The organism is Gordonia sp. NPDC003429 (assembly GCF_053588575.1).
Genome location: NZ_JBSFQF010000001.1, coordinates 697216 through 722834, shown reverse-complemented (window position 1 = coordinate 722834; position 25619 = coordinate 697216). Strand labels below are relative to the sequence as shown.

The 25619-nt window shown below is 67.2% G+C and carries 25 protein-coding genes; 9 read left to right on the top strand and 16 right to left on the bottom strand.

Annotated elements, in window-relative coordinates:
* Positions 1–14: 14 nt before the first annotated feature.
* Both ACWDSI_RS03325 and ACWDSI_RS03320 read right to left on the bottom strand, forming a co-directional pair.
* Positions 15–593, bottom strand: a complete 579-nt coding sequence (locus ACWDSI_RS03325; protein ID WP_449755648.1) for a suppressor of fused domain protein — start codon at positions 591–593, stop codon at positions 15–17.
* Between the two features lie 23 nt (positions 594–616).
* Entirely contained in the window at positions 617–904 is a 288-nt protein-coding gene (locus ACWDSI_RS03320; RefSeq protein WP_449746003.1) for a zinc ribbon domain-containing protein, read from the bottom strand.
* 163 nt (positions 905–1067) lie between these two features.
* Here ACWDSI_RS03320 and fmdA point away from each other — a divergent pair, with 163 nt between their 5' ends.
* Positions 1068–2321: a formamidase gene (gene fmdA / locus ACWDSI_RS03315; protein ID WP_449755647.1), complete on the top strand. Its 1254-nt coding sequence runs from the start codon at positions 1068–1070 to the stop codon at positions 2319–2321.
* Positions 2322–2690: 369 nt separating this feature from the next.
* On the opposite strand, the gene ACWDSI_RS03310 is transcribed toward fmdA, so the two are convergent.
* Positions 2691–3137: a MarR family transcriptional regulator gene (locus tag ACWDSI_RS03310; RefSeq protein WP_449755646.1), complete on the bottom strand. Its 447-nt coding sequence runs from the start codon at positions 3135–3137 to the stop codon at positions 2691–2693.
* 184 nt (positions 3138–3321) lie between these two features.
* Here ACWDSI_RS03310 and ACWDSI_RS03305 point away from each other — a divergent pair, with 184 nt between their 5' ends.
* On the top strand, positions 3322–4386 hold the full coding sequence (locus tag ACWDSI_RS03305) for a substrate-binding domain-containing protein (RefSeq protein ID WP_449755645.1): 1065 nt from the start codon (positions 3322–3324) through the stop codon (positions 4384–4386).
* A gap of 119 nt (positions 4387–4505) precedes the next feature.
* Here the strand turns inward: ACWDSI_RS03305 and ACWDSI_RS03300 are convergent, their stop codons facing one another.
* Positions 4506–6245 carry a purine-cytosine permease family protein gene (locus ACWDSI_RS03300; protein ID WP_449755644.1) on the bottom strand — a complete coding sequence of 580 codons (1740 nt, stop codon included), beginning with the start codon at positions 6243–6245 and terminating at the stop codon, positions 4506–4508.
* 332 nt (positions 6246–6577) lie between these two features.
* Here ACWDSI_RS03300 and ACWDSI_RS03295 point away from each other — a divergent pair, with 332 nt between their 5' ends.
* Both ACWDSI_RS03295 and ACWDSI_RS03290 read left to right on the top strand, forming a co-directional pair.
* Complete coding sequence (locus ACWDSI_RS03295) at positions 6578–7264, top strand: metallophosphoesterase family protein (protein ID WP_449755643.1); 687 nt, start codon at positions 6578–6580, stop codon at positions 7262–7264.
* Entirely contained in the window at positions 7254–8111 is an 858-nt protein-coding gene (locus ACWDSI_RS03290; RefSeq protein WP_449746009.1) for a chromosome partitioning protein ParB, read from the top strand. Before ACWDSI_RS03295 ends, ACWDSI_RS03290 begins: the two co-directional genes overlap by 11 nt.
* 33 nt (positions 8112–8144) lie before the next feature.
* On the opposite strand, the gene ACWDSI_RS03285 is transcribed toward ACWDSI_RS03290, so the two are convergent.
* The 5 genes from ACWDSI_RS03285 to ACWDSI_RS03265 all read right to left on the bottom strand — a co-directional run bounded on the left by ACWDSI_RS03285 (position 8145) and on the right by ACWDSI_RS03265 (position 13473).
* On the bottom strand, positions 8145–9323 hold the full coding sequence (locus ACWDSI_RS03285; RefSeq protein ID WP_449746010.1) for an ABC transporter ATP-binding protein: 1179 nt from the start codon (positions 9321–9323) through the stop codon (positions 8145–8147).
* Positions 9324–9327: 4 nt separating this feature from the next.
* Positions 9328–10158 (bottom strand): carbohydrate ABC transporter permease, encoded by an 831-nt coding sequence (locus ACWDSI_RS03280; protein ID WP_449746011.1) that lies wholly within the window; start codon positions 10156–10158, stop codon positions 9328–9330.
* Between the two features lie 6 nt (positions 10159–10164).
* On the bottom strand, positions 10165–11337 hold the full coding sequence (locus ACWDSI_RS03275; RefSeq protein ID WP_449755642.1) for a carbohydrate ABC transporter permease: 1173 nt from the start codon (positions 11335–11337) through the stop codon (positions 10165–10167).
* Entirely contained in the window at positions 11334–12719 is a 1386-nt protein-coding gene (locus tag ACWDSI_RS03270; RefSeq protein ID WP_449746229.1) for an extracellular solute-binding protein, read from the bottom strand. Before ACWDSI_RS03270 ends, ACWDSI_RS03275 begins: the two co-directional genes overlap by 4 nt.
* Positions 12720–12984: 265 nt before the next feature.
* A complete protein-coding gene (locus ACWDSI_RS03265) occupies positions 12985–13473 on the bottom strand; it encodes a general stress protein (protein WP_449746013.1) in 489 nt (162 codons plus the stop codon).
* A gap of 34 nt (positions 13474–13507) precedes the next feature.
* On the opposite strand from ACWDSI_RS03265, the gene ACWDSI_RS03260 reads away from it, so the two are divergent.
* From ACWDSI_RS03260 to ACWDSI_RS03245, 4 genes are all read left to right on the top strand, one after another.
* Positions 13508–14830, top strand: a complete 1323-nt coding sequence (locus tag ACWDSI_RS03260) for a magnesium transporter MgtE N-terminal domain-containing protein (protein ID WP_449755641.1) — start codon at positions 13508–13510, stop codon at positions 14828–14830.
* A complete protein-coding gene (locus tag ACWDSI_RS03255) occupies positions 14827–15387 on the top strand; it encodes a DUF1003 domain-containing protein (protein ID WP_449746015.1) in 561 nt (186 codons plus the stop codon). Before ACWDSI_RS03260 ends, ACWDSI_RS03255 begins: the two co-directional genes overlap by 4 nt.
* Before the next feature lie 309 nt (positions 15388–15696).
* The gene (locus ACWDSI_RS03250) at positions 15697–16764 is read left to right on the top strand and encodes a lytic transglycosylase domain-containing protein (RefSeq protein WP_449746016.1); all 1068 of its coding nucleotides are present in this window, start codon (positions 15697–15699) and stop codon (positions 16762–16764) included.
* A 54-nt stretch (positions 16765–16818) separates the two neighbouring features.
* A complete protein-coding gene (locus ACWDSI_RS03245) occupies positions 16819–17964 on the top strand; it encodes an Mrp/NBP35 family ATP-binding protein (RefSeq protein ID WP_449746017.1) in 1146 nt (381 codons plus the stop codon).
* A gap of 71 nt (positions 17965–18035) precedes the next feature.
* Here ACWDSI_RS03245 and tatB read toward each other — a convergent pair whose 3' ends face one another.
* From tatB to sigE, 4 genes are all read right to left on the bottom strand, one after another.
* On the bottom strand, positions 18036–18470 hold the full coding sequence (gene tatB / locus ACWDSI_RS03240; RefSeq protein WP_449746018.1) for a Sec-independent protein translocase protein TatB: 435 nt from the start codon (positions 18468–18470) through the stop codon (positions 18036–18038).
* A gap of 59 nt (positions 18471–18529) precedes the next feature.
* Positions 18530–20089, bottom strand: a complete 1560-nt coding sequence (locus ACWDSI_RS03235) for a trypsin-like peptidase domain-containing protein (RefSeq protein ID WP_449755640.1) — start codon at positions 20087–20089, stop codon at positions 18530–18532.
* Positions 20090–20092: 3 nt separating this feature from the next.
* Positions 20093–20638 (bottom strand): hypothetical protein, encoded by a 546-nt coding sequence (locus ACWDSI_RS03230; RefSeq protein WP_449746020.1) that lies wholly within the window; start codon positions 20636–20638, stop codon positions 20093–20095.
* Positions 20639–20761: 123 nt separating this feature from the next.
* A complete protein-coding gene (gene sigE / locus ACWDSI_RS03225; protein WP_449755639.1) occupies positions 20762–21412 on the bottom strand; it encodes an RNA polymerase sigma factor SigE in 651 nt (216 codons plus the stop codon).
* A gap of 288 nt (positions 21413–21700) precedes the next feature.
* On the opposite strand from sigE, the gene ACWDSI_RS03220 reads away from it, so the two are divergent.
* Positions 21701–22360, top strand: coding sequence for an O-methyltransferase (locus ACWDSI_RS03220; RefSeq protein ID WP_449755638.1), 660 nt, complete (start codon positions 21701–21703; stop codon positions 22358–22360).
* 51 nt (positions 22361–22411) lie between these two features.
* On the opposite strand, the gene ACWDSI_RS03215 is transcribed toward ACWDSI_RS03220, so the two are convergent.
* The 3 genes from ACWDSI_RS03215 to rfbD all read right to left on the bottom strand — a co-directional run bounded on the left by ACWDSI_RS03215 (position 22412) and on the right by rfbD (position 25463).
* The gene (locus ACWDSI_RS03215; RefSeq protein ID WP_449746230.1) at positions 22412–23482 is read right to left on the bottom strand and encodes a sugar phosphate nucleotidyltransferase; all 1071 of its coding nucleotides are present in this window, start codon (positions 23480–23482) and stop codon (positions 22412–22414) included.
* 83 nt (positions 23483–23565) lie between these two features.
* Positions 23566–24441, bottom strand: coding sequence for a glycosyltransferase family 2 protein (locus ACWDSI_RS03210; protein WP_449755637.1), 876 nt, complete (start codon positions 24439–24441; stop codon positions 23566–23568).
* Positions 24442–24494: 53 nt separating this feature from the next.
* A complete protein-coding gene (rfbD, locus tag ACWDSI_RS03205) occupies positions 24495–25463 on the bottom strand; it encodes a dTDP-4-dehydrorhamnose reductase (protein ID WP_449755636.1) in 969 nt (322 codons plus the stop codon).
* Positions 25464–25619 lie beyond the last annotated feature (156 nt).

The window sequence follows — 25619 nt, the reverse complement described above, 5'->3', positions numbered from 1 at the left end:
TTTCGGCGCTGCGGTCACATGGTGGCCGGTGAGCGCGCCGGGTCGGCGATGTCGATACCTGCTTCGGCCCACGCCTCGCGCAACGCCTCGATCCCCTTGAGCCGCATCCATGCCGCCTCGTTGGCGGTGACCGGCACGGCCCGCAGGAACTGAACCGGTTCCCGTGGCTCGTCGAGCGCCATCTCACCCAGATCGTCTGCGGCGGTGACGAATGCAGTGAAAGGTGCGCCGTCCCACAATGGTTCACCGAGATCGAGCAGTGCGTCCGGCGCCAGGATCAGTCCCTCCACCGCCGGCGCGGCGGCGGCGATGGTGGCCATCCGGCGATGCAGGCCGGGCAGCGGTGCGCCCGCGTGCATCCGTACCACGAGTTCTGCGCGCGGGCCGCGTACCGGATCGGGGTTGAGGTCGGTGGGGTCGGCCATCGGGTGCCGGGCGCATCCCACGGTCACGTAGATCACCTCGGAACCGGAGGTGAATCGCGCGACCTCGATCGGTTCCACACCCAGAAACGTCACCGATGCGCGCTGCGGCGCGGTCCCGAATAGCTGCGCGAGATGACTGCTGATTGCGTCGGTGACCGAAGGACTCACGACGTCCACCGTAGTGGCCCGCATCAGGGTCGGGGCAGGCGGCGATGCAGCGGATTGGTGGTGACCGGTGTTCCTCGGCCGCGGCGACCCGGCAGAGCCGACACCACGGCCGGCGCGTCCGCGGTGGCCCGGGTGGCATCGTGTGCTCGCATGGCCGCGCTGTTGCCCACCCCCAGCACGGGCGCGGCGATGGTGCGACGTGCCGACGACCCGCACGTCGGACACGGCACGTCGTCGGGTACCGCGGCCATCGAAAAGAGCTCTTCGACATCGCCGCACGAGTCGGGACAACGGAACACGTAGGTCGGCACGAAGGGAGACTAACCCCATCGGCAAGCCACACACCACCACTCAATCATCGTTCGCCCACAACGTCATACGTAATTAACGCGAACGAGCGACAATCGCGATATCGTCGATGTCGAATAATTCCATACGAAACTAATGTGTCCTACGTGCCCGAGGAGATCTGTCATGCCCGAACTACTCTTCCCCCTCGACTCGTCCAAGCCGTTCACCGAGCAGCAGCTCGTCGGACACAACCGCTGGCACCCGGACATCCCCGCGGCGGTGACGGTGAAGCCGGGTGACACCTTCCGCGCGCATTGCCGCGAATGGTTCGACGGAGCCATCCACAACGACGATTCGGCCGACGACATCCTCAATGCGCCGCTGGCCGGAGTGCACTGCCTGTCGGGTCCGTTCGCGATCGAGGGCGCCGAACCCGGTGACCTGCTGATCGTCGACATCCTCGACGTCGGGCCCATCCCGCAGGAGGATTCGGGGCCACTGGCCGGTCAGGGATGGGGCTACACGGGCATCTTCGCGAGGCAGAATGGCGGCGGATTCCTCACCGAGCAGTTCCCCGACGCCTACAAGGCCGTCTGGGATTTCGCCGGCCAGAGTGCCACCAGCCGGCACGTGCCGCATGTGAAGTACACCGGGATCGTGCACCCGGGCCTGATGGGCACCGCACCGTCGGCCGATCTGCTGGCCACCTGGAACGCCCGCGAGGGTGCGTTGATCGCCACCGATCCCGATCGCGTGCCGCCACTGGCACTGCCCCCGCTGCCCGACAGCGCGATACTCGGCTCGCTGACCGGCGACGACTTCACCCGGGTGGCCGGCGAGGCGGCCCGCACCGCTCCCCCACGCGAGAACGGCGGCAATCAGGACATCAAGAACCTCACCAAGGGCACGCGGGTGTTCTATCCGGTGTTCGTTCCGGGGGCCAAGCTGTCGTTCGGTGACCTGCACTTCTCGCAGGGCGACGGCGAGATCACCTTCTGCGGGGCCATCGAGATGGGTGGCTTCATGGATCTCCACGTCGACCTCATCAAGGGCGGCATGGACACCTACGGTGTCCGTGAGAACGCGATCTTCATGCCCGGCAACACCGATCCGCAGTACTCGGAGTGGATCGCCTTCTCGGGCACTTCGGTGACGCTCGACGGTGAACAGCGCTACCTCGACTCCGACCTCTCGTATCAGCGCGCCTGCCTGCACGCCATCGACTACCTCACCAAGTTCGGCTACAGCCCCGAGCAGGCGTACCTCCTGTTGGGCTCGGCGCCGATCGAAGGGCGCCTGTCCGGCGTGGTGGACATCCCCAATTCCTGTGCCACCGTGTACATTCCGACCGCCATCTTCGATTTTCCGGTGGCGCCGTCAGCGGCCGGTCCGGTGCAGATCGATCCCGGCATGGGTGCACCGCACGCCAGCTTCTGACCTCCCGGTCGAGCGTGCCCGGATCCCCGTCGAGCGTGCCCAAATCCGAGCCGAGCGTGCCCAGATCCGAGTCGAGCGTGCCCGGATCCCCGTCGAGCGTGCCCAGAGCCCCGTCGAGCGTGCCCAGATCCTCGTCGAGCGTGCCCAGATCCTCGTCGAGCGTGCCCGATGGTTTCGACAGGCTCAACCAGCGGGGGGCGCTCGACCAGCGGGGGGTGCTCGACCAGCGGGGTGGTTTCGACAGGCTCAACCAGCGAAACGACGCTCAACCAGCGGGGGCGCTCGACCAGCGGGGGGTGGTTTCGACAAGCTCAACCAGCGAAGCGACGCTCAACCAGCGGGGGCGCTCGACCGGCGGGGTGGGTCGCGTCAGCGCATCGAGTCCGCGGGCGAGAGCTCCGCGACCAGCGCGACGAGCCGGGCCGCGGGACCGTCCGGATCGGCGATCAGATCGGCAACACCCTGCGAGCGGCCCACTTTCGCGCGAATGCGGGAGCACAGCGCGGCGCCGCGCCGGGTGACGAACACCAGCACTCGACGACGGTCGGTCTCGTCGACCTTGCGAAGCACCAGATTGTCGTCGATCATGCCGTCGATCAGCCGGGTGAGGCTTGGTCCGGGCAGCAGGGTGATAGCCGCGAGTGCCGACATCGGTTCGCCCACACCACCTTCGAGCGCCGAGAGCACATGCCACTGCGTCGGCGTGAGACCGTCCAGATCGGCCGCGACCGCGTGGTCGAATTGCGCGGACGTCGCGGCGAGCACGCGCGAGAGCTCCTCGACGGCGGCGGCACGGGCGGCGGTGGAATGGTCCATGATGCCTCCAGCATACTGCCCAGCGCCCCGACCCGGTGCGGCAACAGGCGACATACGGTACCGTAGCTCAACGTCGAACACTGCACTCGCGCCGAAAGTTCCCGCCGTGGTCGAATTCCCGCATCATCCTTCTCGAGGCGTCGACGCCGTCCCCTCATCGCATGCTGCCGATCACCGGTCGCGCATGTCGACGAACCGCTCGACCGTCGATATCGCGCTGGTGGTGCCGACGAGCGGGCCGGCGGGAATGTTCGGTCCCTCGTGCGAGGCCAGTGCCGAGCTCGCCCTCGCCGACATCAACGCGAGTGGCGGCATTCTGGATCGCCCGGTCCGCCTACACCTCGTCGACGCGGGCGCGCCCTTGCCGGTGCTGTCGGCGACGATGGACCGGCTGATCGACCAGCGACTCGTCGACGGAGTGGTCGGCTGGCATCTGTCCAACGCGCGCAACGTGATCACCCCCCATACCGCGGGCCGCGTCCCGTACGTCTACACCACCTTCTACGAGGGCGGCGAGAGTAACGACGGTGTCTATATGGTGGGTGAAACCCCCGAGCAGCAACTGTTTCCGGCGATGCGGTGGCTGCGTGAGCATCGGGGGGTGCGTCGCTGGTGCGTGGTGGGTAACGACTACGTCTGGCCGCGACGAACCGCGGCCGTCACCCGGTCGTTTCTGCATTCGGAGGCAATGGAATTCGCCGGCGACGCGTTCGTCACCCTCGGTGGCCGCGACTTCTCCCCCATGCTCGAACTGATCTCGCGTAGCGACGCCGACGGTGTGCTGGTGCTGATGGTGGGTGCCGACAACGCCGCGTTCAACCGCGCATTTGCCGCCGCCCACCTCGACGAGCGACACATCAGGTTGTCGATGATGGTCGGCGAGGACGTGCTGTGTGCGAGCGGCCCCGAGAGCACACGCGGATTGTTCACCGCCTGCGGCTATTTCGAGAGCATCCCCACCGCGGCGAGCCTCGACTTCGGCGGTCGTTACACTGCGCGTTTCGGCTCGGCGGCGCCGGCCCTCAACAACATCGGAGAGTCCTGCTACGAGGGCCTGATGTTGCTGTCGTCCCTGGCGCGTGCCGCGCGCGATCTCGACACCGAGGCGATTCGTCGCGCTGCTCCCGGCGTCACCTACTCCGGTCCGCGGGGCGCAGTGGAGATGCGCGGCAGCCACACCCACCAGCCGGTCTTCCTGGCCGACGCCCACGACATGGAGTTCCAGGTGATCACCGAACTCGGTGCGTAGAAGTCGACCACCCCGGCGAGGGCCGAAAACGTCGTCGCGGCACGATCAGACCCACCCGCCACAGCGATACCGCCGCATCGGGGCTTCCCGACGCGGCGGTATCGGCCGCCTTCGGTTGATCAGGTCATCGCGGGCGAGATCTGCGACTTCAGTTCCTCGGGACTCACGGTTTCGGTGTACCCCGGCTTCTTGCACATGTCGTGGCAATCCTTGGTGAGAGTGCACGTCAGTGACGACACGGGACCGTGATGGAACGGGCAGTCGTGCACCATGTCCGGCAGTTCGTAACGCTTCTGGTCCACCACGTCGAGCAGGGTCTGGGCCGCGTAGGCCGGTTCCTCCTCGATCTCCTCACGGATCGGGTTGGGTCGGGCGAGATAGTACTTACCCTTGGTGCCGATACAGATCAGCGGTGACAGGATGAACGAGACGGCCAGTGCAAGGTACGGCGACCAGGCCGCCATGAAATCGCCGAACATGTTGTAGAACGCCATGATCGAGAGCACCGAACCGGCCAGCATCGAGAAGAATCCGACCGGATTGATCGAGTACAGGTAGGCGCGCTTGAACTCCACGTAGGACGGACTCAGCTTCAGCAGCGGCTTGTTGATCACGAGGTCGGCGACGATCGCGCCGATCCAGGCGATCGCCACGTTCGAGTAGAAGCCGAGGATGGTGTTGAGAACGGCGAACATGTTGCTCAGCATCAACGCCAGCGCGATCGCGATGTGCAGGCCGAGATAGACCACGCGACCCGGGTGCACATGCAGCACACGGCTGAAGAAGTTCGACCACGACAGCGACCCGGAGTAGGCGTTGGTCACGTTGATCTTGACCTGCGACAACAGAACCATCAAGGTGGCGAGCGCCAGTGCGACGGCGTTGTTGTGGATCACCGAGCCGAACCCCCCGAGGAACTGCTCGATCGGCTCGGTGGCCGCGGTGAAGCCGACCTTGCCGGCGACGTAGAAGCACAGGAACACACCGCAGATCTGTTTGGCCGCACCGAGGATCACCCATCCCGGGCCTGCCGCGAGCACCGCGGTCCACCAACGCACCGGGCTCGTCTCGGACTTCTCGGGCATGAATCGCAGGTAATCGACCTGTTCGCCGATCTGCGCGATCAGCGAGAGCGCCACGCCCGCACCGGCACCCACCCCGATGGCCGTGACCCGGGAACTGCCACCGTCGCCCGCCCATGTCAGGAATCCGTTGAATCCCTCTGGGTCGGCGACGGCGATGAAGACGATGGGCAGGATGAACAGGATCAGCCACAACGGTTGCGTCCACACCTGGAACTTCGCCAGGGCCGTCATCCCGTACAGCACCAGCGGGATGATGATGAGTGATCCGATGATGTATCCCACCGGGAGCGGGATGTGGAACGCACGCAACATCGCCTGCGCCATGATCGATCCCTCGAGGGCGAAGAAGATGAAGCAGAAGCTGGCGTAGATGAGGCTGGTGAGGGTCGATCCGAAATAGCCGAAGCCTGCGCCCCGGGTCAGCAGATCCATGTCGATGTTGTACTTGGCTGCGTAGTAGGCGATCGGGATGCCGGTCAGGAAGATCGTCACGGCCGCAACCAGGATGGCCACGATCGCACTGGCCGATCCGTGCGCCACCGCGATCGACGCCCCGATCGAATAGTCCGCGAGGTACGCGATGCCGCCGAGTGCCGCGACCGAACACGCCATGGGCGACCATTTGCGGAACGATTTGGGCGCGTATCGCAGTGAGTAGTCCTCGATGGTGTCCTGCGAGGCCCAATTGACAAACCGCTGGTAGGGGCTGGTGCCCGGCGGCGATGGCGTCGGGTGGACCTGGATCTCGCCGACTGGCTGTTCGGATGAGGTCATGGGAACTCTTTCCGTTCTGTGCGAATCTGGCCGTCACCAGGGCACCGACGACCTGTGCAGACGGGGGCTGTGACCGGATTTGCCCGAGTCAGGGGAAAGCTAACACGGTTACTTCCATATGGCACTACTCCAAATGGAACGTTACGGGTGCGACACAACGCGTTTACACACCGATCCAGTTTTTCGAAATCGTTGCGCCAGAACGAATATCGGACCTCACGTTAAAGAGATGGTAAACCCGATGGCGCGCGTCCGTTTCCACCGCCTCCGACGTCAGCATGCCCACGAAACCGGACACGAATGCCCGCACCGAACCGCGATAGCCTGGAGAAATGGTCCTGGTACTCGCGGTGGCCGACGAGGTGGTCGACACGCTCGCCTTCGGCATCGGAATCGAGGGACGGCCCGAGCTCATCCTGGGTGCGGGCGATCTCCCGTTCGATTACCTGGAAACCCTCGCCGAACTCTACGACGCCCCGTGCGTCTATGTGCCCGGCAACCACGACCGGGATCTCCGCGGATACCGACGCGGCCGTACCGGCTGGACCATGGCCGGTCTGCCCGCGGGCGACCCGGGCCCGCGGGGAGCGATCAATGCCGACGCCCGCACGGTGACCGTCGCCGGACTGCGCATCGCCGGACTGGGCGGCAGCGTCCGCTACAACGGTGGCCCCAACCAGTACACCGAGGTGGCTCAACGTTGCCGGAGCACGAAACTGCGCGTGGCCACCGGTTTACGACACATCCGGCCCGACATCCTGCTCACGCACAGCCCCGCACGCGGCATCGGCGACGACACCGACGGCCCACACCGCGGCTTCGCCTGCTATCACGGTCTCGTCGACGCCCTCGACCCGGCGCTGCTGGTACACGGACACATCCACCCGCACGGCACCCGACCACCGGACCGAATGATCGGCGACCACACCATCTCGATGAACGTGGTGGGCTATTGTCAGTTCGACATCGAGCCCGGCAGCCAGGATTTCACCATCGTGAGACGACGATATGGCGCGTGACACCGGATTCCCGGACGCGGACGCACAAAACGACTTCGCGCGTATGCGACGCCAGGCCGAACTCGCCCGCCTGACACACTGGTTCACCCGAGCGCCCAACGACGTCAACACCATCCTCCCGTTCGACGAGGTGGTGGCCGCGCTCGGCCGCACCGGTGAAACCGCGCTCGGGTTGCAGCAGGTGGAGGTCGCCTCCATCGTCGGAAGCGTCGACCGCACCAAGGATTTCGACAAGTACTTCCGGCCGACGTCATCCCGTATCCGCGAGCGTTGGCAACGACTCGCTGCCGCACAGCGCCGGGGCGCATCACTACCCCCCGTGCAGTTGTACCGAATCGGCTCGATGCACTTCGTCGTCGACGGACACCATCGGGTCTCCATCGCGATCGCACGCCATCTGCACACGATCGACGCCTATGTGACCGAGATCCACACGCGCATTTCGCCCGACGACATCAATGCGCCCTCCGACCTGGTTCTCAAGGATCATCGCCGGCTGTTCCTGGCTCGCGTGCCGCTGGTGGGTTCGCAGGCCGATGCGATCCGGCTCAGCGATCCCTTCGACTACGCCGAACTCGCCGAAGCGGTGGAGGCGTGGGGATTCCGGCTCACCCAGGAGGTCGGTGACTACCTCGGTCGCTCGGAGGTGGCGCGCCGCTGGTTCGGTGAGGAGTTCCTGCCGGTGGTCCGGATGGCACGGCGGGCCGAGGTGCGCCCCGAGATCGAGAGTGACGCCGAACTCTACATGTGGCTGGCCGGCGAACGGTATCGCCTGGTCCGCAAACACATCTGGGACGACAACATCATCCACGAACTGCGCGACACCCCTCGTCGCCGCCGGCGGTAGCGCACACCCGCGTGCCCGCCGCCCCGCGGTTGGTCAGTGGCGACGGCGCAGCGACGCTCCCGACTGCTGATCGAACACGAGCACGCGCGAGGGCTCGTAGAACAGTTCGAGCTGCGAACCGCGCGACGCCGTCGATTCCGGGGACAGCCGCGCAACCATCTCGCCGGTGCCGAAATCGGTTCCCGCATCGGCCGACAACTCGGCCAGTGCGTCGTTGGACGCACCGCCGGAATCGAGCGTGAAGTACGCGAACTTGTCCGAGCCCATCGATTCGAGAACGTCGACGGTGGTGCTGAACGTGGCGCCACCCGAACGCACCGACGACTCCACCAAGGCGGCATCCTCGAGCTGCTCGGGCCGAATGCCGATGAGCACCTCTCCGGTGGAGCCCGCTTCCTTTGCGGCGGCGGCGATCTCGCTGTGATCGGTCAGCGTCAGGGTGCCGATCGGGGTGTCGATCGAGTCCGCGGTGAGCTTGCCGGGCAAGAAATTCATCGCCGGGCTACCGATGAACCCGGCGACGAACACGTTGACCGGATCGGAGTAGAGCTCCTGCGGGCTACCCACCTGCTGGATGTAGCCGCTGCGCATCACCACCACACGATCGCCGAGCGTCATCGCCTCGGTCTGATCGTGCGTCACGTACACGGTGGTGGTGTTCAGTCTGCTCTGCAGGCGTGAGATCTCCGCGCGCATCTGCACGCGCAGCTTGGCATCGAGGTTCGACAACGGCTCGTCCATCAGGAACGCCTTGGGGTGACGCACGATCGCACGCCCCATCGCCACACGCTGACGCTGGCCGCCGGAGAGGTTGGAGGGCTTGCGATCCAGGTACGGTCCCAGGTCGAGGATCTTGGCCGCCTCATCGACCTTCTCCGCGATCTCCGCCTTCGACAGCTTCGCCAGCGTCAGCGGGAACGCGATGTTCTCACGCACACTCATGTGCGGGTAGAGCGCATAACTCTGGAACACCATCGCGATGTCGCGGTCTTTGGGCGCGCGTTCGTTGACCCGCTCGCCGCCGATGCGGAGTTCGCCGGAACTGATGTCCTCGAGGCCCGCGATCATGTTGAGCGCCGTGGACTTTCCGCAACCCGACGGACCGACGAGGATGATGAACTCGCCGTCGGCGATCTCCAGGTTGAAGTCGTGCACCGCGGTGGTGCCGTCCGGGAACTGTTTGGTGACGTGGTCGAGCACGATGTCTGCCATGGGACTATCCCTTCACCGCGCCGGAGGTCAGCCCGGCCACGATTCGACGTTGGAAGAACAAGACAAAGATGATGATCGGGATGGTGATCACCACCGCGGCGGCGGCGATCGATCCGGTGGGTTCCTCGAACTGGGAACTGCCGGTGAAGTTCGCGATCGCCACGGGTGCGGTGATCGCTCGCTCGGTGGACGTCAGCGACAACGCGAGCAACAGGTCGTTCCAGGCGAAGATGAACACCAGGATGGCCGCGGTCACCACGCCGGGTGCGGCCAGCGGCACGATCACCTTGCGGAACGCCTGCGACGGTGTGGCGCCGTCCATCTTCGCCGCCTTCTCCAGCTCCCACGGGATCTCCCGGAAGAAGGCCGAGAGCGTGTAGATCGCCAACGGCAGCGCGAAAGTGATGTACGGCAGGATCAGGCCGATCCAGGTGTCGAAGATGCCCAGGCGCCGCTCGATGTTGAACAGCGGTGTCACCAGCGAGATCTGGGGGAACATCGCGATCAGGAGTGCAGCACCGATGAGTGCCTTCTTGCCCGGAAAGTCCAGGCGCGCCACCGCGTAGGCGGCCATCGTGCCCAGCGTGACCGCGATGAGCGTGGTGATCAGCCCGATGCCGATGGAGTTGCGCAAGGCGCTGGTGAAGGCGCTGGTGTCGAAGATGCCCGAGTAGTTCGAGAGCGTCCACTCCTTCGGGATGAAATTCCCGTCGGTGACGCTCGACGGCGGCTTGAACGACAAGCTGATGATCCACAACAGCGGAATGAGCGCGTAGAGGACGACGACGACGTTCGCGATCGTCCACCAGAACTTGGATTTGGCGGTGGTGCGCACGACGACCTACCTCTCGACATTCTCGGAGCCGGGCGCCGCGGTGCCGAAGCCCTTGATGAACACGAAGGCGATGATCGCCACACAGAAGAAGATCAGGATCGAGATCGCCGACCCCACACCGAGGTTGAACGCACGGAACAGGTTGTTGTAGCCGAGCATCGACACCGAGCCGGTGTTGTTGTTACCCGCGGTGAGCACGTAGATGTTGTCGAAGATGCGGAACGCGTCGAGCGTACGGAACAGCAACGCCACCAGGATCGCCGGCTTCATCAGCGGAATGATGATGCGCCACAATCTCGTCCACGCTCCCGCACCGTCGACCTCGGCGGCCTTGAGCATGTCGTCGGGCACCAGCGCGAGTCCGGCCAGAAGCAGCAGCGCCACGAACGGCGTTGTCTTCCACACCTCGGCGAGGACGATGATGCCCAGCGACGGCCAGTGCTGGGTGAGCGGCGCAGACCCGTCGGGTAAGAGGTTCGCGAGGTAGCCGGTGCCCGGCGTCCACGCGTAGTACCACGAGAACGCGGCCGCGACCGTCACGATGCCGTACGGGATCAGCACCAGGGTGCGGATGGTGCCGCGCCCGAAGATGGTGCGGTGCATGACCATCGCGAGGGCGAAGCCCAGCACGAACTCGATCGCCACCGACACCACCGTGATGCCGACCGTGACGAAGAACGCCTGCCACCAGAAGCTGTCGCCGAGCACCGTCACATAGTTGCTGAACCAGACGAACTCGCGTTCGCCCGGCGCCGAGAGGCTCGACTTGTTCAGCGACAGCCAGAAGGCGTAGACGATGGGGTATCCGGTGACGACGAGCATCAGGAGCACGGCCGGCGCGATCAGCCAGAAGGCCAGTCGCCGTTCCTCCTTCTTGCCCTCGCTGATCGCCTTGGTCTTCGGTTCACGCAGCGCGGGCTGCTTCCGATCGGCGGTGGCGGTGGCAGTCGCGGCGGGTGCGGACACCGCGGGCGTCGCGGCAGACGCGGCCGATCCCGCGGTGCTCACCCGTTCGGGCGGTGTCCACGCATCCGAATGCACGGTCTCGCCATAGGAACCCGGACCACCCTGCGTCGGGGCGTCGTTGTCGACGGCGCCGTCATCGGAGGGCAGCGCGTGCCTGCCGTGCGGGCGCTCCTGCGGATCGTCACCAGGAGACTGGCCTTCACCGGTCGTCATGGAATCAGTCCCTTTCCGTCGATGGCGTTTTGTACCGCCTTGGCGAGCACATCCACCTGGGTTTCGGGATCCCACGAACCCACCGGCGACAGCTTCGCCTGCAGCAACGTGGAGATCGCCTGGTAGTCGGGAGATTTGGGACGCAGTGCCGCATGCTCGGGCTCGAGCTGCCGCTTGATCTCATCGGCCATCGGATAGGCGGCGCGGAAGTCCGGGTCGTTGTAGAGCGACGCGATGACCGGCGGTGTGCCCGCGTCGATCGAGTAGAACTTCTGCGCCCGCTCGTTGGTGATGCACATCGCCGCCTGGAACGCGAGATCCTTCTGCTGCGAGGTGGTGGCCACCGCGACGTTAAGACCGCCCAGGGTGGTCTTGGCGGGCAGCCCGCCGCCGACACCCGGATACGGAGCGAAGTTGAACTTGGTGCGCACCAGATCGTTCACCGGTGCCAACTGGGCGTCGGTGGGCGGATTGTCGCTGTTGGAGATCAGGCTGTTGTACCTGGTCATCTCGGGTAGGAACGGGACGCTGCCCGCCGCCGAGTTCTCCCGCATCGACGCGAGGACGAACGGCCAGTTCACCTGGTAGATGGCGCGACCGGACTCCATGCCGAGACGGGAGGCCCCCTCGTCGGAGTTGGTGAGCGAGGGATCGGCACCCGGTGCGGTCGCGATCAGCTTCAGGATCTGCAGCGCCTTGACCGTTGCCGCGCGGTGCTCCGGGGTGTCGTTGAGGGTCTGCTTGTTCGGGTCGTCGGGGCTCACCACGGAACCGCCCGCACTGGCGAGCACGGAGTTGAACCAGACCATCAGGCCCTCATACTGCCTGCCCTGCACCATGATCCAGCTCGGACCACCCTTGGCCAGGCTCCGGGTGGCGTCGGCCACCATGCCCTCCCAGGTGTCGGCGGGGGTTGATTTGCCGAGTGTGTCCTGCAGGACGTCCTTGCGGTACCAGAGCAACTGGGTGTTGGTCCAGATCGGGATGGCGTACAGATGACGTTCGTCGTCCGACGGGGTCTTCCAGATGGCGGTCTCGAGTGGGCCGCCCAGCGTGCGGGCGGTGACCTCGGTGGCGTACTTCTCCGGCACCGGCTCCACCCAGCCCGCATCGGCGAACTCGGCCGTCCACACGACGTCCATGCCCATGAGGTCGAGGCTCTTGTCGTTGCCCGCGAGTCGCCGCGCGAGCTGCAGGCGCTGGTCGTCGGCGGACTTGGGCAACGGCGTGGTGACGATGCGGTATTTTCCGCCGGATTCCTGTGAGCACTTGTCGGCCATCGAGGCGATCGACGTGGCACCGTCGGCGGGTGGATACAGATTGAGCACGCCGGCGGTGTACCCGGCGCCGCAGGCGCTGACGAGCGGGATGCCCGTGGCCATGGCGGCGAGCGCCACGATCGTTCTGGCCCGGAACCGTCCGGAGCCCTTCCGCTTCTCGCGACGTGTTGCGTCGACCCTGCCGATATCGCTCCGCACGCATCCTCCTCGAAGTCGCACGCAGTTCAGCACACGTCATCGTGTGCCGCTCGGAGGATACGCTAGCCGCGAGTAGACGTGACCCGCAACACAATCGGCATACCCGTGCCACATCTCTCGAATCGAGACCGGACCGTGGCCGAAACCGCCGGTGATGCGTTCGGCTGAATCAGGGATTCAGACGGGCCAACATGTCGCGGGCCTTCTCCGCGCTCTTGGGGTCACAGAGCACGTCGTAGCGTCCTGCCACCAACTGCATCGTCGACGCGAAGTCACGCTGGCCGCGGGTGGCCGCGTACGGGATGGTCGTGGAGATCACGCCGAAGATGACGCCGCCGACGAGACCGAAGATGATGGGTGCCAGCGGATTACCGGTGAACACGATGGACACCAGCAGACCGAAGAACAGACCGAGCCACGCGCCCGACACGATGCCGCCGCCGATCACCTTGCCCCACGTGAGCCGCCCGAGAACCCGCTCCACCTGCATGAGGTCGACACCGACGATGGTGACGTCCTCCACGGTGAAGTTCTCGTCGGAGAGGTAGTCAACGGCGCGTTGCGCCTCGGCGTACGTCGCGTACGAACCGATCGGCCACCCTTTCGGTGGTGTGGGCAGGCCCGGGGTCTGCCGTCCGGGACGCATCGGGTTGGTCATGTCGTGTCCTCCGCTCGCAACTACCCTTACCCCCATGGCGTCGGTGAGCAAGGTGTTCGTGGCCAGATTAGTCGGATTGGTGGTTCTCGGCCCCGACGGCGAATCCATCGGCCGTGTTCGGGACGCCGTTGTCGCGGTGCGTCTACCCGGCCAGCAGCCCCGAGTCCTCGGTCTGGCGGTCGAACTGGCCACCCGGCGACGCATTTTCGTGCCGATGTTGCGGGTCACGGCGATCGATCCGACGGCGGTGACACTGAACACCGGAAACGTGAGTCTGCGGCGGCTGAATCTTCGCCCGGGCGAGGCGCTGGCGATCGGGCAGATCCTCGAGACGCGCGTGCGCGTCGACGACCCCGATCTCGCCGACCTCGCCGGGATCGACGTCACCGTGGTGGATCTGGGACTCGAGCGCACCCGTACCCGCGACTGGGTGATCTCGCGCGTCGCCGTACGTCCGGTGCGCCGCGGACTGCGTCGCGGCGAGACCCATGTGGTGGACTGGAATCACGTCCACGGCCTCACCCAGAGCGCTCTGGAACTACCGGGACAGGGTGTCGCACAGGCTTTGTCGCAGTTCGAGGGAATGCGGGCAGCAGATGTGGCCAACGCGCTGCGCGAGTTGCCGCCCAAGCGCCGCGACGAGATCGCGGCGGCATTCCACGACGAGCGGCTGGCCGACGTGCTGCAGGAGTTGCCGCCCGACGACCAGACCGAACTGTTGAATCATCTGGGCGTGGACCGTGCCGCCGACGTGCTCGAGGCGATGGACCCCGACGACGCCGCCGACGTGCTCGGGGAGTTGTCGACGAGCGAGGCCGAGTCGCTGCTGGCCCGGATGGATCCGCAGGAGTCCGAACCCGTCCGCCGATTGCTGATCCACTCCCCCGACACCGCGGGCGGCCTGATGACCCCAGAACCGTTGATCGTCACCGCAGCCACCACGATCGCCGAGGCGCTGGCACGGGTGCGTGACCCCGACGTCACACCCGCCGCGGCCAGCATGATCTTCGTGGTGCGGCCACCGACGGCCACGCCGACGGGCAAGTATCTGGGGTGCGTCCACCTGCAGGCGCTGCTGCGCGAGCCGCCGGCCAACATTGTCGGCGGCATCCTGGACACCGACCTCGCGATGCTCAACCCGGAGGACTCACTGGAAACCGTGACACGGTACTTCGCCACCTACAACCTGGTGTGCGGTCCCGTGGTCGATGACGGGAACCATCTGCTGGGTGCGGTCAGCGTGGACGACCTACTCGACGAGTTGCTGCCGCGCGACTGGCGTGAGACCGAACCCGACGACGTGGACGACGCCGAGTCCGCCGCGGGCTCAAGCGGAACCCCGGAGGTGCGCACATGAGCGATCAGAGTGGGCGCCGCCTCGACACCCCCCGGGACCGTCGTCGGCCCTCGATCCACGTCGACACCGATCTCATCGGCGTGTACGCCGAGCGCATCGCCCGGTTCCTGGGAACCGGGCGCTACCTGGCGATCCAGACCGTGATCGTGATCGTCTGGATCGCCATCAACCTCAGCTGGGTGGCGCTGCGTTTCGACCCCTACCCGTTCATCCTGCTCAATCTCGCGTTCTCCACGCAGGCCGCATACGCCGCACCGCTCATCCTGCTCGCCCAGAACCGTCAGGAGAACCGCGACCGCGTCGCGCTCGACGAGGACCGTTCGCGCGCCGCGCAGACAAAGGCCGACACCGAATTCTTGGCCCGTGAGCTCGCCGCCGTGCGCCTCGCCGTCGGCGACACCGTCTCGCGGGACTATCTACGCAGGGAACTCGACGACCTCCTCGATGAGCTGACCGAGCGACTCGAGGCCCGCGCCAACGGGCTGGACGCACCGGCCACCGACCGATCCGTTCAGCGTCACGGACACCCGGAGGATCGTCGGCCCCGGACGCGGTGACCTGCGTAACTCCCACGCTCTGTTGAACGATCAGATGCGTATGGTGAACTCTTGTCGGGTTCCGCATTTGGGACACCCGACCCATATGTATGGTGGGTCACAGTGTGCCGGGGTGATCGCGGTGTCAACAGGTTGCAGTGCTGATCGCCTCCGGACCGCTCGTTACGCGAGTACGGGGGTCCGCGCGGGGTCGTCCGCTTTCGTGTGTCGACGGCCGATGTGGGCGACAAGGCGATCACGAGGTGACGGAGTGACGGTGACGGGGTTGGCGACGCGACCGGGAGGTACCGGTCAGACAGGTGTGCGGGCATGAGAGCACCGCGCATCCTGCGCCGCGCCACGGGGCCGCGTCGTCCCGGTATCCCCCGTCGAGTGCTGACCGCGGGCACCGGCGGCACGCTGCTCGCCGCGATGGTGCTGGCCGCCGCGACGTCGAGCGCGCAGGGCGGCGTTCCCACGCCGTCGGCGGCACCGCCGAAACCGGTCGTGCTGGCCGAGGTCGCTCTCGCCGAGCCGGTCGCGCTCCTCGGTTTCGCCCCTCCACCGCAGCGTCCGGCGCAGTCGGTCGCCGACGTCGCGCCGCAGTACCGTGTGGCCGCCGACCTGCCGACCGGCCCCCTGGGCATTCCCGGCATCGTCCTGCAGGCCTACAAGCTCGCCGCCAACCGGATGGCCACCGAGCAGCCGCAGTGCAAGCTGCCCTGGTTCCTCCTCGCGGGTATCGGACGGATCGAATCCAATCACGCGTCGAACGGCTCGGTGGACCAGTACGGCACCACCATCAACCCCATCGAGGGTCCGGTGCTCGACGGCTCGCTGGCCGGCAACGAGGTGATCCGCCACGGCGGCGGATACGCGCGGGCCATGGGGCCGATGCAGTTCATTCCGAGCACCTGGGCCTCGTGGGGGGCCGACGCGAACGGCGACGGCAAGGCCGACCCCAACAACGTTTTCGACGCCACCTACTCCGCCGGCAGGTATCTGTGCGCCGGGTTCGCCGACATCATGACCGACAAGAACAAGGTCGCCGCGGTGTACCGGTACAACCACTCGATGGATTACGTGGCCAACGTCCTCGCCTGGGCGGGCGCCTACGCCACCGGAGTGATGCCGACCAACCCGATTCCCGAGCCCAAGCGGCCCCCCTCCTCGAAGGCGTCGACGTCCAAGCCGTCGGCACCGTCATCCACTCCGGGCACCAGCTCGGACACCTCGTCGACCACACCGTCGACCACCACCCCCACCCAGCAGTGCCTCGGACCGATCTGCCTGCCGCCGGGTATCACCCTGCCCGGTCAGCCGGCACCTGCTCCGGCACCCTCGCCCAAGGCCAAGCAGGCTCCGGGCCCCTCACCCACGCCCACACCGACGCGGTAGGGACGCGGGAGCGCCCGCGATCGGTGCCCCGGCGCCGGCGCTAAGCTGGCGGAGATGACTACCGGAGTGCTTCCCACCGAATCGGCGATCCGTGCCGCACTGAGCAAGGTCAACGATCCCGAGATCGGCAAACCGATCACCGACCTGGGCATGGTCAAGTCCATCGCGGTCAACGACGACGCCAGCGTCGACGTGACCGTGTATCTGACCACCTCGGGATGTCCGATGCGCACCGAGATCTCCGGCCGCGTGCAGGCCGCGGTCGCCGACGTACCCGCGGTCGGCGCGGTCCGGGTGGATCTCGACGTGATGGACGACGAACAGCGCACCGAACTGCGCAAGAAGCTGCGCGGCGACAAGGCCGAACCGGTGATCCCCTTCGCCCAGCCGGGTTCGCTGACTCGCGTCTACGCGGTGGCGTCGGGCAAGGGCGGTGTCGGCAAATCGTCGGTGACCGTCAATCTGGCCTGCGCTCTGGCCGAGAAGGGGCTGTCGGTCGGCGTGCTCGACGCCGACATCTACGGGCATTCGGTGCCCCGCATGCTCGGCAGCGACGCCAAACCCACGCAGGTCGAGAAAATGATCATGCCGCCGAACAGTCACGGCGTGAGGTTCATCTCGATCGGCCAGTTCACCGACGGCAACACCCCGGTCACCTGGCGTGGCCCGATGCTGCACCGTGCGCTGCAACAGTTCCTGGCCGACGTGTACTGGGGCGACCTCGACGTGTTGCTGCTCGACCTGCCGCCCGGCACCGGCGACGTCGCCATCTCGATCGCGCAGCTCATCCCCGGAGCGGAGATCCTGGTGGTCACCACACCTCAGCAGGCGGCCGCCGAGGTGGCCGAACGCGCCGGGGCGATCGCCCTGCAGACCCGGCAGAAGATTCTCGGCGTGGTGGAGAACATGTCGTGGCTCGAACTCCCCGACGGCACCCGGATGGAACCCTTCGGGTCCGGCGGCGGCGAGAAGGTGGCCGAACGGCTCAGCCGTGCGGTGGGCGCGACGGTGGAACTGCTCGGACAGATCCCGTTGGAAACCACCCTGCGCGAGGGCGGCGACAGCGGGGTGCCCGTCGTGTTGTCGGCGCCGGAATCGGCGTCGGGACGTGCCCTGCGCGCGGTCGCCGACCGGCTGGCGGTGCGGCGGCGCGGCCTGGCCGGGATGAGCCTGGGCATCGACACCACCCGACGGGGCTGACCGGCTGGCTTGTGCCGTATTTCGGTGTCACCTGGTGACTCCGATCTACGGCACCAGGGCTCCGACAGCGGTCAGGTGGCGTCCCAGTCGGTGACGTCGTGGCGTCGCCGTTCGCCGCCTCCGGACGTGTCGGTGGGTTCGGTGGTGGGCAACGGCGCCGACACCGGCTTGATGGGCGGTGTGGCCACGCGATCACGGTCGACGGTGGTGGCACTCTCACCGCTGGTGAACACCGAGGTGTCCCCGTCGAAGAGATGCTTGGTGATCAGGGCCTGCGGCGTCATGCCGCGCAGGTCATTGAGATCGGACAGCGGTTTGCGCAGATCGTCGAACTCGGGACCGAGCTCGTTCTTGAGTTGATCGGTGGCGCCGGTCGCGTACTCGCGCGCCTTGCGCAGCGACTGCATGGTCCAGCTCACCGCACCGGGGAGTCGCTCGGGTCCCAGGATGATCAACCCGGCCATCAGCAGCACGAGGATCTCGCCCCAACCGACACTGCTGAACATGGCACTTCCCTGCTCGTCGCGAACCGCACCCGGCGATCCGGATACGAACGTCGCCCACCCTAGTCGCTGGCGGTCGTCATGGTGCCGTTGAAGGTGCGGCCATCGCGCCAGTAGGTGAACGGCACCTGCTGACCGATCTTCGTCGTGCGCACGGCCACCGTCAATTCGTCGGCGCTCTCGATGGTACGGCCGTTGAACGAGGTGATCACGTCGCCTTCACGGACCCCGGCGGCCGCCGCCGGACCCCCGTCGACCACGTTGCGGATCTGAGCCCCGAGAACACGGTCGTTACGCACCGAACTCGCACTCACCCCGATCTGCGGATGATTCACCTTGCCGTCACGGATGAGCGTCTGCGCGATCGGGATGGCCTGATTGATCGGGATCGCGAAGCCAAGGCCCACCGATCCCCCGGCGCCGGAGGCGATCGCGGTGTTGATGCCGATGACGGCCGCCGACTCGTTCACCAGCGGCCCACCGGAATTGCCCGGGTTGATCGACGCGTCGGTCTGGATCGCGTCGATCACCGCGTCGGTGTCGGAGTCGGCGTCGGGCGCCAAGGGCACCGCGCGGTGAGTGGCGCTGATGATGCCGCTGGTGACGGTGCGGTCGAGGCCCAGGGGCGAGCCGAAGGCCACCACTTCCTCACCGATCTGCAAATCGTCGGAGTTGCCGATCTTCGCCACCGTCAGGTTGTCGACGTTGTCGACCTTGAGAACCGCCAAGTCGGTGCGGATGTCGCGTCCCACGATGCGGGCGGGCACGCGCTGACGGTCGAAGAACACCACCTCGAGCTTGGCGCTGGTGTCGTTGGCGGCCATGGAGATGACGTGATTGTTGGTCAGGATGTAGCCGGCCTTGTCGATGACGAAACCCGATCCGGTGCCGTAGGCGCTCGCGGTGCGCACGTCGACGGAGACCACCGATTTCTCCACCGCCTGCGCAACCTTCGCCACCGCGGATCTCGGCTGGTCACCGGAATCGGAACCACCCGTGGAGAGGGTCACCGTGTCGCTGTTCAGCGGCGCGGCCACCTCGGCGGTGTACCGGCCCACCAGGCCGCCGACCACCCCGATCAACAAGGCGATCACCGCGAGCGACGCCAAGGCATGCCACGCGATCTTGTTACCGAACAGCACATCCTTCACCGACAACTTGGGTCCTGCGACGGTAGGTGCCTCCCGCGTCGGAGGGGCGAGAGCAGGGGTGTCGAGGGAGGCGGGGCTCTCCGGGTCGCGCCACGGGTCGGGCGACGACGCAGGCTGCTCGTCGACGCCGAAGGTGGCGAGCGGGTCGCGCTGCAGCGTGTCGGTGGTGCCCTCGGGACGCCCGAAGGCCTCGGCCAGCACCGGATCCGGCGGCGCGATCTGCGGCTGCGGCCCGCGGGTCTCCCCGGGAGCGTTCGCGAAGGAGCCGTCCACTCCGGCGGGCCGGCCGAAGACCTGGGCCGTCGACGGTGACACCGGAGCGTGCCGGGGTGCCGCGTCGTGGGAATCGACCTGCGACACCGTACCGCCGGTACGCGCCGCGTTTTCGCGGCTGAACGGTGAGTTGTCGGGGGTGGTCGTGTTGTCGGGGGTGGTCGTGTTGTCGGGGGAGGTCGTGTCGTCGTCGGCCACGTGTCAGCGGCCTCGCCAGCGGTTCATGCGGCCTCGCGTGCCCGGCACATCGACCGGGGGAAGGCCGGCGGGGAAGGACATCGGGGGCTGCTGGGCCGGGCGGCCGCGGCCGGCACGATGGTCGGCGCGGATCTCCGACAGATCGATCTCGCGGGTCGGGATCTCGGCCAGCTGGCCGAGCAACGAATCGGGAACCGACACCGCGCCGGACTCGCGCAGCCGGGTGCGCGCGGCGAGCTGGGCGTCGACCGCGGACATGCACTCCGGGCACAGGGTGAGGTGGTGGGTGGCGCGCACGTGGGCGGTCATGCCGAGCTCACCGTCGACGAACGCGGCGACGGCCTCGGGTGCCAGGTGCTCGGTGGAGGCGAACCGCTGGCCACCGCGCGTGCGGGGCTGCTGATGCGTCGGGTTTGCGGAGAAGGATGTGGTGGCCGGTGTCCAGCTCGAGGGATTCCATGCGGAGCGACGACGTCGGCGCAGGTTCTCCGGCGTCACGTCGTCGCCGAGCGTTCCGGAATCCTGTCGACCCCGTCGGCCGTCCATCATCTGTCCCCTCACCCCTCTCCACGGGCTGGCATTCGTCGCACGGATTCATGCGCGGTGTGTCGGCACCACAGCCTATCCGAAGCTGCCAACGGATCAGCGTCGTGAGGGGTTCCCCGGGTCGTGTCAGGAGCCGACGGCGACCGAACGACGATTGTCGTGGCCGCGGGCGGCGAGATGATCGCGAATGGTCTGCCGGCCGCGGTGGATGCGACTGCGCACGGTGCCCAGCTTCACACCGAGGGTCGCGGCGATCTCCTCGTACGACAGACCTTCGATGTCGCACAACACAACGGCGGCGCGGAAATCCGGCGTGAGCGAATCGAGCGCGTCCTGCAGGTCCGGGTCCAGATTGGCATCGGCGTAGACCTGTTCGGGATCAGGGGTGTCGGCCGGAACCCGGTCGTACTCCTCGGGCAGCGCTTCCATGCGAATCTTGTTGCGGCGCCGCACCATGTCCAGGAAGAGATTGGTCGTGATGCGGTGCAGCCAGCCCTCGAAGGTGCCGGGACGGTAGTTCGACAGCGAGCGGAACACCCGGATGAAGGTCTCCTGGGTGAGATCCTCGGCATCGTGCTGATTGCCCGACAGTCGGTAGGCGAGGCGGTACACCCGGTCGGCGTGCTCCCGGACCAGTTCGTCCCAGGACGGCATCAGGTAACTGTCGCCGGTCGCGTCGAATCCGGCGGTACCGGTCGGCGGATCGACGATCTCGCCGGGGAGCGACGTGGCATCAGACTGCGACGTGGCATCAGACTGCGACACGGAATCAGACACGGTGATGGCCGGTTCCTTTCTCGCGATGATCGTCGGGTGCCGAAATCACGTCCATCCCCTCCGATGCATGTTTACTGTGGTGAACCCCGGATAGCGACGCGGTATTCCGTGCCCGTTCCGGGGGTGTGGACTCACCTTCTCCCACCGTTCCGTGGTCGCCGTGTGAGGTGCCTGAGGTTTCACTGAGTAAGTCGGAGCCGCCGTCGAAGCGGATGGGTGCTTCCCGTGATCGCGCTGGTAGGGCGCGCCGCTCCCGGTTGTCCGCCGGAGCGGCCTAAGGTCACTGGCATGACCGACTCAGGCCCGGACGGCGCCGGCGCACCGGCCGCCGCGATGATCGACTACGCGGAATCGGCGATCGTGGAGGACGACGCGCTGGTGGCCGCACGCGCTCGTGCCACCGAGTTGGGGGCATCCCCGGTGAGCCCCGCGGTCGGCGCGCTGCTCGCGTTGCTGGCACGCAGCGGCAACGCACGCGCGGTCGCCGAGATCGGCACCGGCACCGGGGTGAGCGGACTCTGGCTGTTGAGCGGGATGGCTTCCGACGGGGTGCTGACGACCATCGATCCCGAACTCGAACATCATCGGGCAGCGCGCGCATCGTTCGCCGGCGCCGACATCGCGCCCGGTCGCACGCGGCTGATCAACGGCGCTCCCCGCGAGGTGTTGCCGCGACTGTCGGATGCGTCCTACGACCTGGTGTTCATCGACGGACCGCTGATCGATCTCCCCGCCTTCGTCCGCGAGGCCGTCCGCATGCTGCGCCCCGGTGGTGTGGTGGTGGTCCACAATGCGACCGCGTCGGGTGCGGTGGGCGATCCGGACCGTACCGATCCGCTGACCACCGCGGCCCGTGAGGCGGCGCTGGCCATCGCCGACGACGACCGTTTGCTGCCGGTGGTGATCCCGCTCGGTGAGGGCGTGCTGGCGGCCGCGAAGGCGCGCTGACGCCCGCACCTGATCCCCGCGCGGTCCCGGTCAACCGCCTGGCCGGCAGAATCAGACGTCGGTGGAGAACCGCACCCCACCGTCGGGAAGCTGCACGCCGGGCCACACCCGGGCACCACGCAACAGTTCGCAGCGCGCGCCCACCTCGGCTCCGTCGCCGATCACGGTGTCGCGGATGAGCGCCCGGGGGCCGATGCGCGCACCGAAGCCGACGATGCTGCGTTCCACCACCGCGCCGGCCTCGATGACTGCGCCGTCGAAGATCACCGCCCCGTCGAGCCGTGCCCGCGGACCGATCTCGCCGCCGCGGCCGACGACGGTGCCGCCGATGAGGACCGCACCGGGTCCCACGCCCGCTCCCTCATGGACCAGCGATTCCCCGTGGCGGTCACCGAGCGCGGGCGACGGCGCGATCCCGCGCACGAGGTCGGCCGACCCGCGAACGAAATCCTCGGGGGTGCCCATGTCGCGCCAGTACGTGTTGTCGACGTAGGCCTGAACGCGTCTGCCCTCCGCGAGGAGTTTGGGGAACACCTCGCGTTCCACCGACACCTCACGACCCGCGGGGATCATCTCGATGATCTCCCGTTTGAACACATAGGTACCCGCGTTGATCTGGTCGGTGGGCGGATCCTGGGTCTTCTCCAGGAACGCGGTGACGCGGCCCTCGTCGTCGGTGGGCACCGAACCGAAGGCGCGCGGGTCGCCGACGCGCACCAGGTGCAGCGTGACGTCTGCCTCGGTGTTCTTGTGGGTGGCGACGACCTGCTGGATGTCGGTGCCCGACAGCACATCTCCGTTGAACACCACGATGTCGGGTGCGGTGAGCTCGTCGAGCACGTTGCGGATTCCGCCGCCGGTGCCGAGTGGTTCGTCCTCGGTGACGTAGCGCAGTCGCATATCGAGTTTGGAGCCGTCGCCGTAGTACTCGGAGAACACGTTGGCCTTGAACGAGGTCCCCAGGATCACGTCGCGGATGCCCGACGCGCGAATCCGCGACAGCAGGTGGGTGAGGAACGGCAGACCGGCGACGGGCAGCATCGGTTTGGGCGCCGACAGGGTCAGTGGCCGCAGTCGGGTGCCCTTACCGCCGACGAGGACCACCGCCTGCACCTGCGACATGTCGACGTCGACGGAAGGTTGCGCGGCAGGTGTGTGCGTCGCCGGGACGTTGAATCCGGTCACGTAGGGCTCCTCTTCGGTGGTCAGTGGACGGTGCGGTCGGTCGATCGGCGGGCAGCGCGCACGGCGAGCCACGAGCGCGCCGCGAGTCCCGCACGCAACGCCAATCGCAGCGGGGCGCGCAGCAATCCGGGATTGCGGTCGGCCTGGAACCGGTAGGCACTGCGGTGGTGCGCGGGCAGCATCGACTCGGGTTCACGTCCGGCGCTGTGCCCCTTGGTGTGCACCACCTCTGCTCCGGGCACATAGACGTTGAGCCATCCGGCCTTGCCGAGCCGGTCGCCGAGGTCGACGTCTTCCATGTACATGAAATACCGCTCGTCGAAGCCACCGATCGCGTCGAACGCCTCCCGGCGGACCAGCAGGCACGAACCCGACAGCCAGCCGACCGGCCGCTCGCTGGGCGCCACGTCGTCGGCCCGATAGGTGGCCGTCCACGGGTTGGATTTCCAGATCGAGCCGAGCACGGCGTGGCCGGTGCCCGACACCAGGTCGGGGACACGACGCGCCGACGGGTAGACCGAACCGTCGGGTTCCCGGATCAGCGGTCCCAGCGATCCTGCCCGCGGCCATCTCGCGGCCGCGGCGACGAGTTCGTCGATCGCGCCCGGCTGCCATTCCACGTCGGGGTTGGCGATCACCACGAGGTCGATGTCCGGGTCGAGTTCGGCGACGGCGCGGTTGATGCCGCCCCCGTATCCGAGGTTGCCGCCGGTGTCGATCACCCGGACGTTCGCATGGTCGCGGGCGGCGGCCTCCGGGGCGCCGTCGCCGGAGCCGTTGTCGGCGATCACCACGGGCGGAAGCGCGCAGCTGGCGTGCTCGAGGCTCTTCAGGAAGGTCTCGAGGTATCCGCCGGACCAGTAGGTGACCGTGACCACGGCCAGCTGGGACGTCATTCGGTCAGGGTAACCAACCGTCTGCACGTCGCCGTGCACCGCTCCGGGCCGCGTCATCCGGTCTCGACGGCGTCGTGGGCCACCGCGGCGGCCAACGCCTCGCGCCAGTCGCGCAGCGGCGTCAATCCGGCCGACGTCCACGCCGCGGGCGAGAGCACCGAATAGGCCGGCCGCGGTGCCGGCCGCGGGAACTCGTCGGTGGTCACCGGATGGACACGGGCGGGGTCGGCGCCCAGTTCGGCGAACACCGCACGCGCCACCTCGAACCAGGTCGCCGCGCCCGTGTTGGTGGCGTGCAGGACGCGTCCGGTGACGGTTTCGTCGCCTGCGCGTGCGGCGAGCTCCCACAGACCGGCGGCAAGGTCACGTGCATAGGTGGGCGACCCGGTTTGGTCGTCGACGACGCTGATGACGTCCCGCTCGGATTCGAGGCGGCGCATGGTGCCGACGAAGTCGCGGCTGCCGGGACCACCGGTGTAGACCCACGCGGTGCGTACCACGGTGGTGTGGGGGTCGGCGGCACGGGCGGCGAGTTCGCCGTCGAGTTTGGTGGCCCCGTAGACGGTGTCGGGGGTGACCGTGAGGTCCACGTCATCCGGCTCGTACGGGGTGGTCCTGACCTGCATTTCCGGCGCATCTTCGCTGCGCCCGCCCGCGGCGGCACCACCGAAGACGTAGTCGGTGGAGATGTGGATCAGCCACGCCCCCACTCCCGCGGTGCGGGTGGCAAGGTGCCCCGGTCCGATTGCGTTGACCAGAGCGGCGCCCTCGGGGTCGGATTCGGCGCCGTCGACGTTGGTGTAGGCGGCACAGTTGATCAGCACGTCGCCGCGCGCCAGGTCAGCGAGTGCGGTACGTACCGACGCGGCGTCGGTGATGTCGATGTCCGCGGAGGTGAGAGGGACGATCTCCCATCCGGGGCGTGGGTCGTTGAGCAGGGCGGATCCCACCTGACCTGCCGCTCCCACCACCCAGAGCCTGCCCACGGGAAACGCTGACCCCCCGGTGGCCGACTCGTGCATGTGCACATCGTGCCGTACCGCACCTGCGATCGCTCGCCGAGCGCTGTGATGTGACCGATGCCGCGTCGTCTGGTCGGGCCGTCTGGTCGGGTGTCGGCGTTGCGTCGGTGGATTCTTTGTTCACTTCAGTAGCCTGGCGTCAGAACAACAACATCA

Coding starts and splice junctions, on each gene's coding strand:
- ACWDSI_RS03245 (WP_449746017.1), top strand. CDS start 16,819: ATGACTACCGGAGTGCTTCCCACCGAATCGGCGATCCGTGCCGCACTG.
- ACWDSI_RS03255 (WP_449746015.1), top strand. CDS start 14,827: ATGAGCGATCAGAGTGGGCGCCGCCTCGACACCCCCCGGGACCGTCGT.
- ACWDSI_RS03220 (WP_449755638.1), top strand. CDS start 21,701: ATGACCGACTCAGGCCCGGACGGCGCCGGCGCACCGGCCGCCGCGATG.
- ACWDSI_RS03215 (WP_449746230.1), bottom strand. CDS start 23,482: ATGTCGCAGGTGCAGGCGGTGGTCCTCGTCGGCGGTAAGGGCACCCGA.
- ACWDSI_RS03230 (WP_449746020.1), bottom strand. CDS start 20,638: ATGATGGACGGCCGACGGGGTCGACAGGATTCCGGAACGCTCGGCGAC.
- ACWDSI_RS03305 (WP_449755645.1), top strand. CDS start 3,322: ATGTCGACGAACCGCTCGACCGTCGATATCGCGCTGGTGGTGCCGACG.
- rfbD (WP_449755636.1), bottom strand. CDS start 25,463: ATGCACGAGTCGGCCACCGGGGGGTCAGCGTTTCCCGTGGGCAGGCTC.
- ACWDSI_RS03275 (WP_449755642.1), bottom strand. CDS start 11,337: ATGACGACCGGTGAAGGCCAGTCTCCTGGTGACGATCCGCAGGAGCGC.
- ACWDSI_RS03285 (WP_449746010.1), bottom strand. CDS start 9,323: ATGGCAGACATCGTGCTCGACCACGTCACCAAACAGTTCCCGGACGGC.
- ACWDSI_RS03310 (WP_449755646.1), bottom strand. CDS start 3,137: ATGGACCATTCCACCGCCGCCCGTGCCGCCGCCGTCGAGGAGCTCTCG.
- fmdA (WP_449755647.1), top strand. CDS start 1,068: ATGCCCGAACTACTCTTCCCCCTCGACTCGTCCAAGCCGTTCACCGAG.
- tatB (WP_449746018.1), bottom strand. CDS start 18,470: ATGTTCAGCAGTGTCGGTTGGGGCGAGATCCTCGTGCTGCTGATGGCC.
- ACWDSI_RS03260 (WP_449755641.1), top strand. CDS start 13,508: ATGGCGTCGGTGAGCAAGGTGTTCGTGGCCAGATTAGTCGGATTGGTG.
- ACWDSI_RS03270 (WP_449746229.1), bottom strand. CDS start 12,719: ATGGCCACGGGCATCCCGCTCGTCAGCGCCTGCGGCGCCGGGTACACC.
- ACWDSI_RS03210 (WP_449755637.1), bottom strand. CDS start 24,441: ATGACGTCCCAGCTGGCCGTGGTCACGGTCACCTACTGGTCCGGCGGA.
- ACWDSI_RS03295 (WP_449755643.1), top strand. CDS start 6,578: ATGGTCCTGGTACTCGCGGTGGCCGACGAGGTGGTCGACACGCTCGCC.
- ACWDSI_RS03250 (WP_449746016.1), top strand. CDS start 15,697: ATGAGAGCACCGCGCATCCTGCGCCGCGCCACGGGGCCGCGTCGTCCC.
- ACWDSI_RS03290 (WP_449746009.1), top strand. CDS start 7,254: ATGGCGCGTGACACCGGATTCCCGGACGCGGACGCACAAAACGACTTC.
- ACWDSI_RS03300 (WP_449755644.1), bottom strand. CDS start 6,245: ATGACCTCATCCGAACAGCCAGTCGGCGAGATCCAGGTCCACCCGACG.
- ACWDSI_RS03265 (WP_449746013.1), bottom strand. CDS start 13,473: ATGACCAACCCGATGCGTCCCGGACGGCAGACCCCGGGCCTGCCCACA.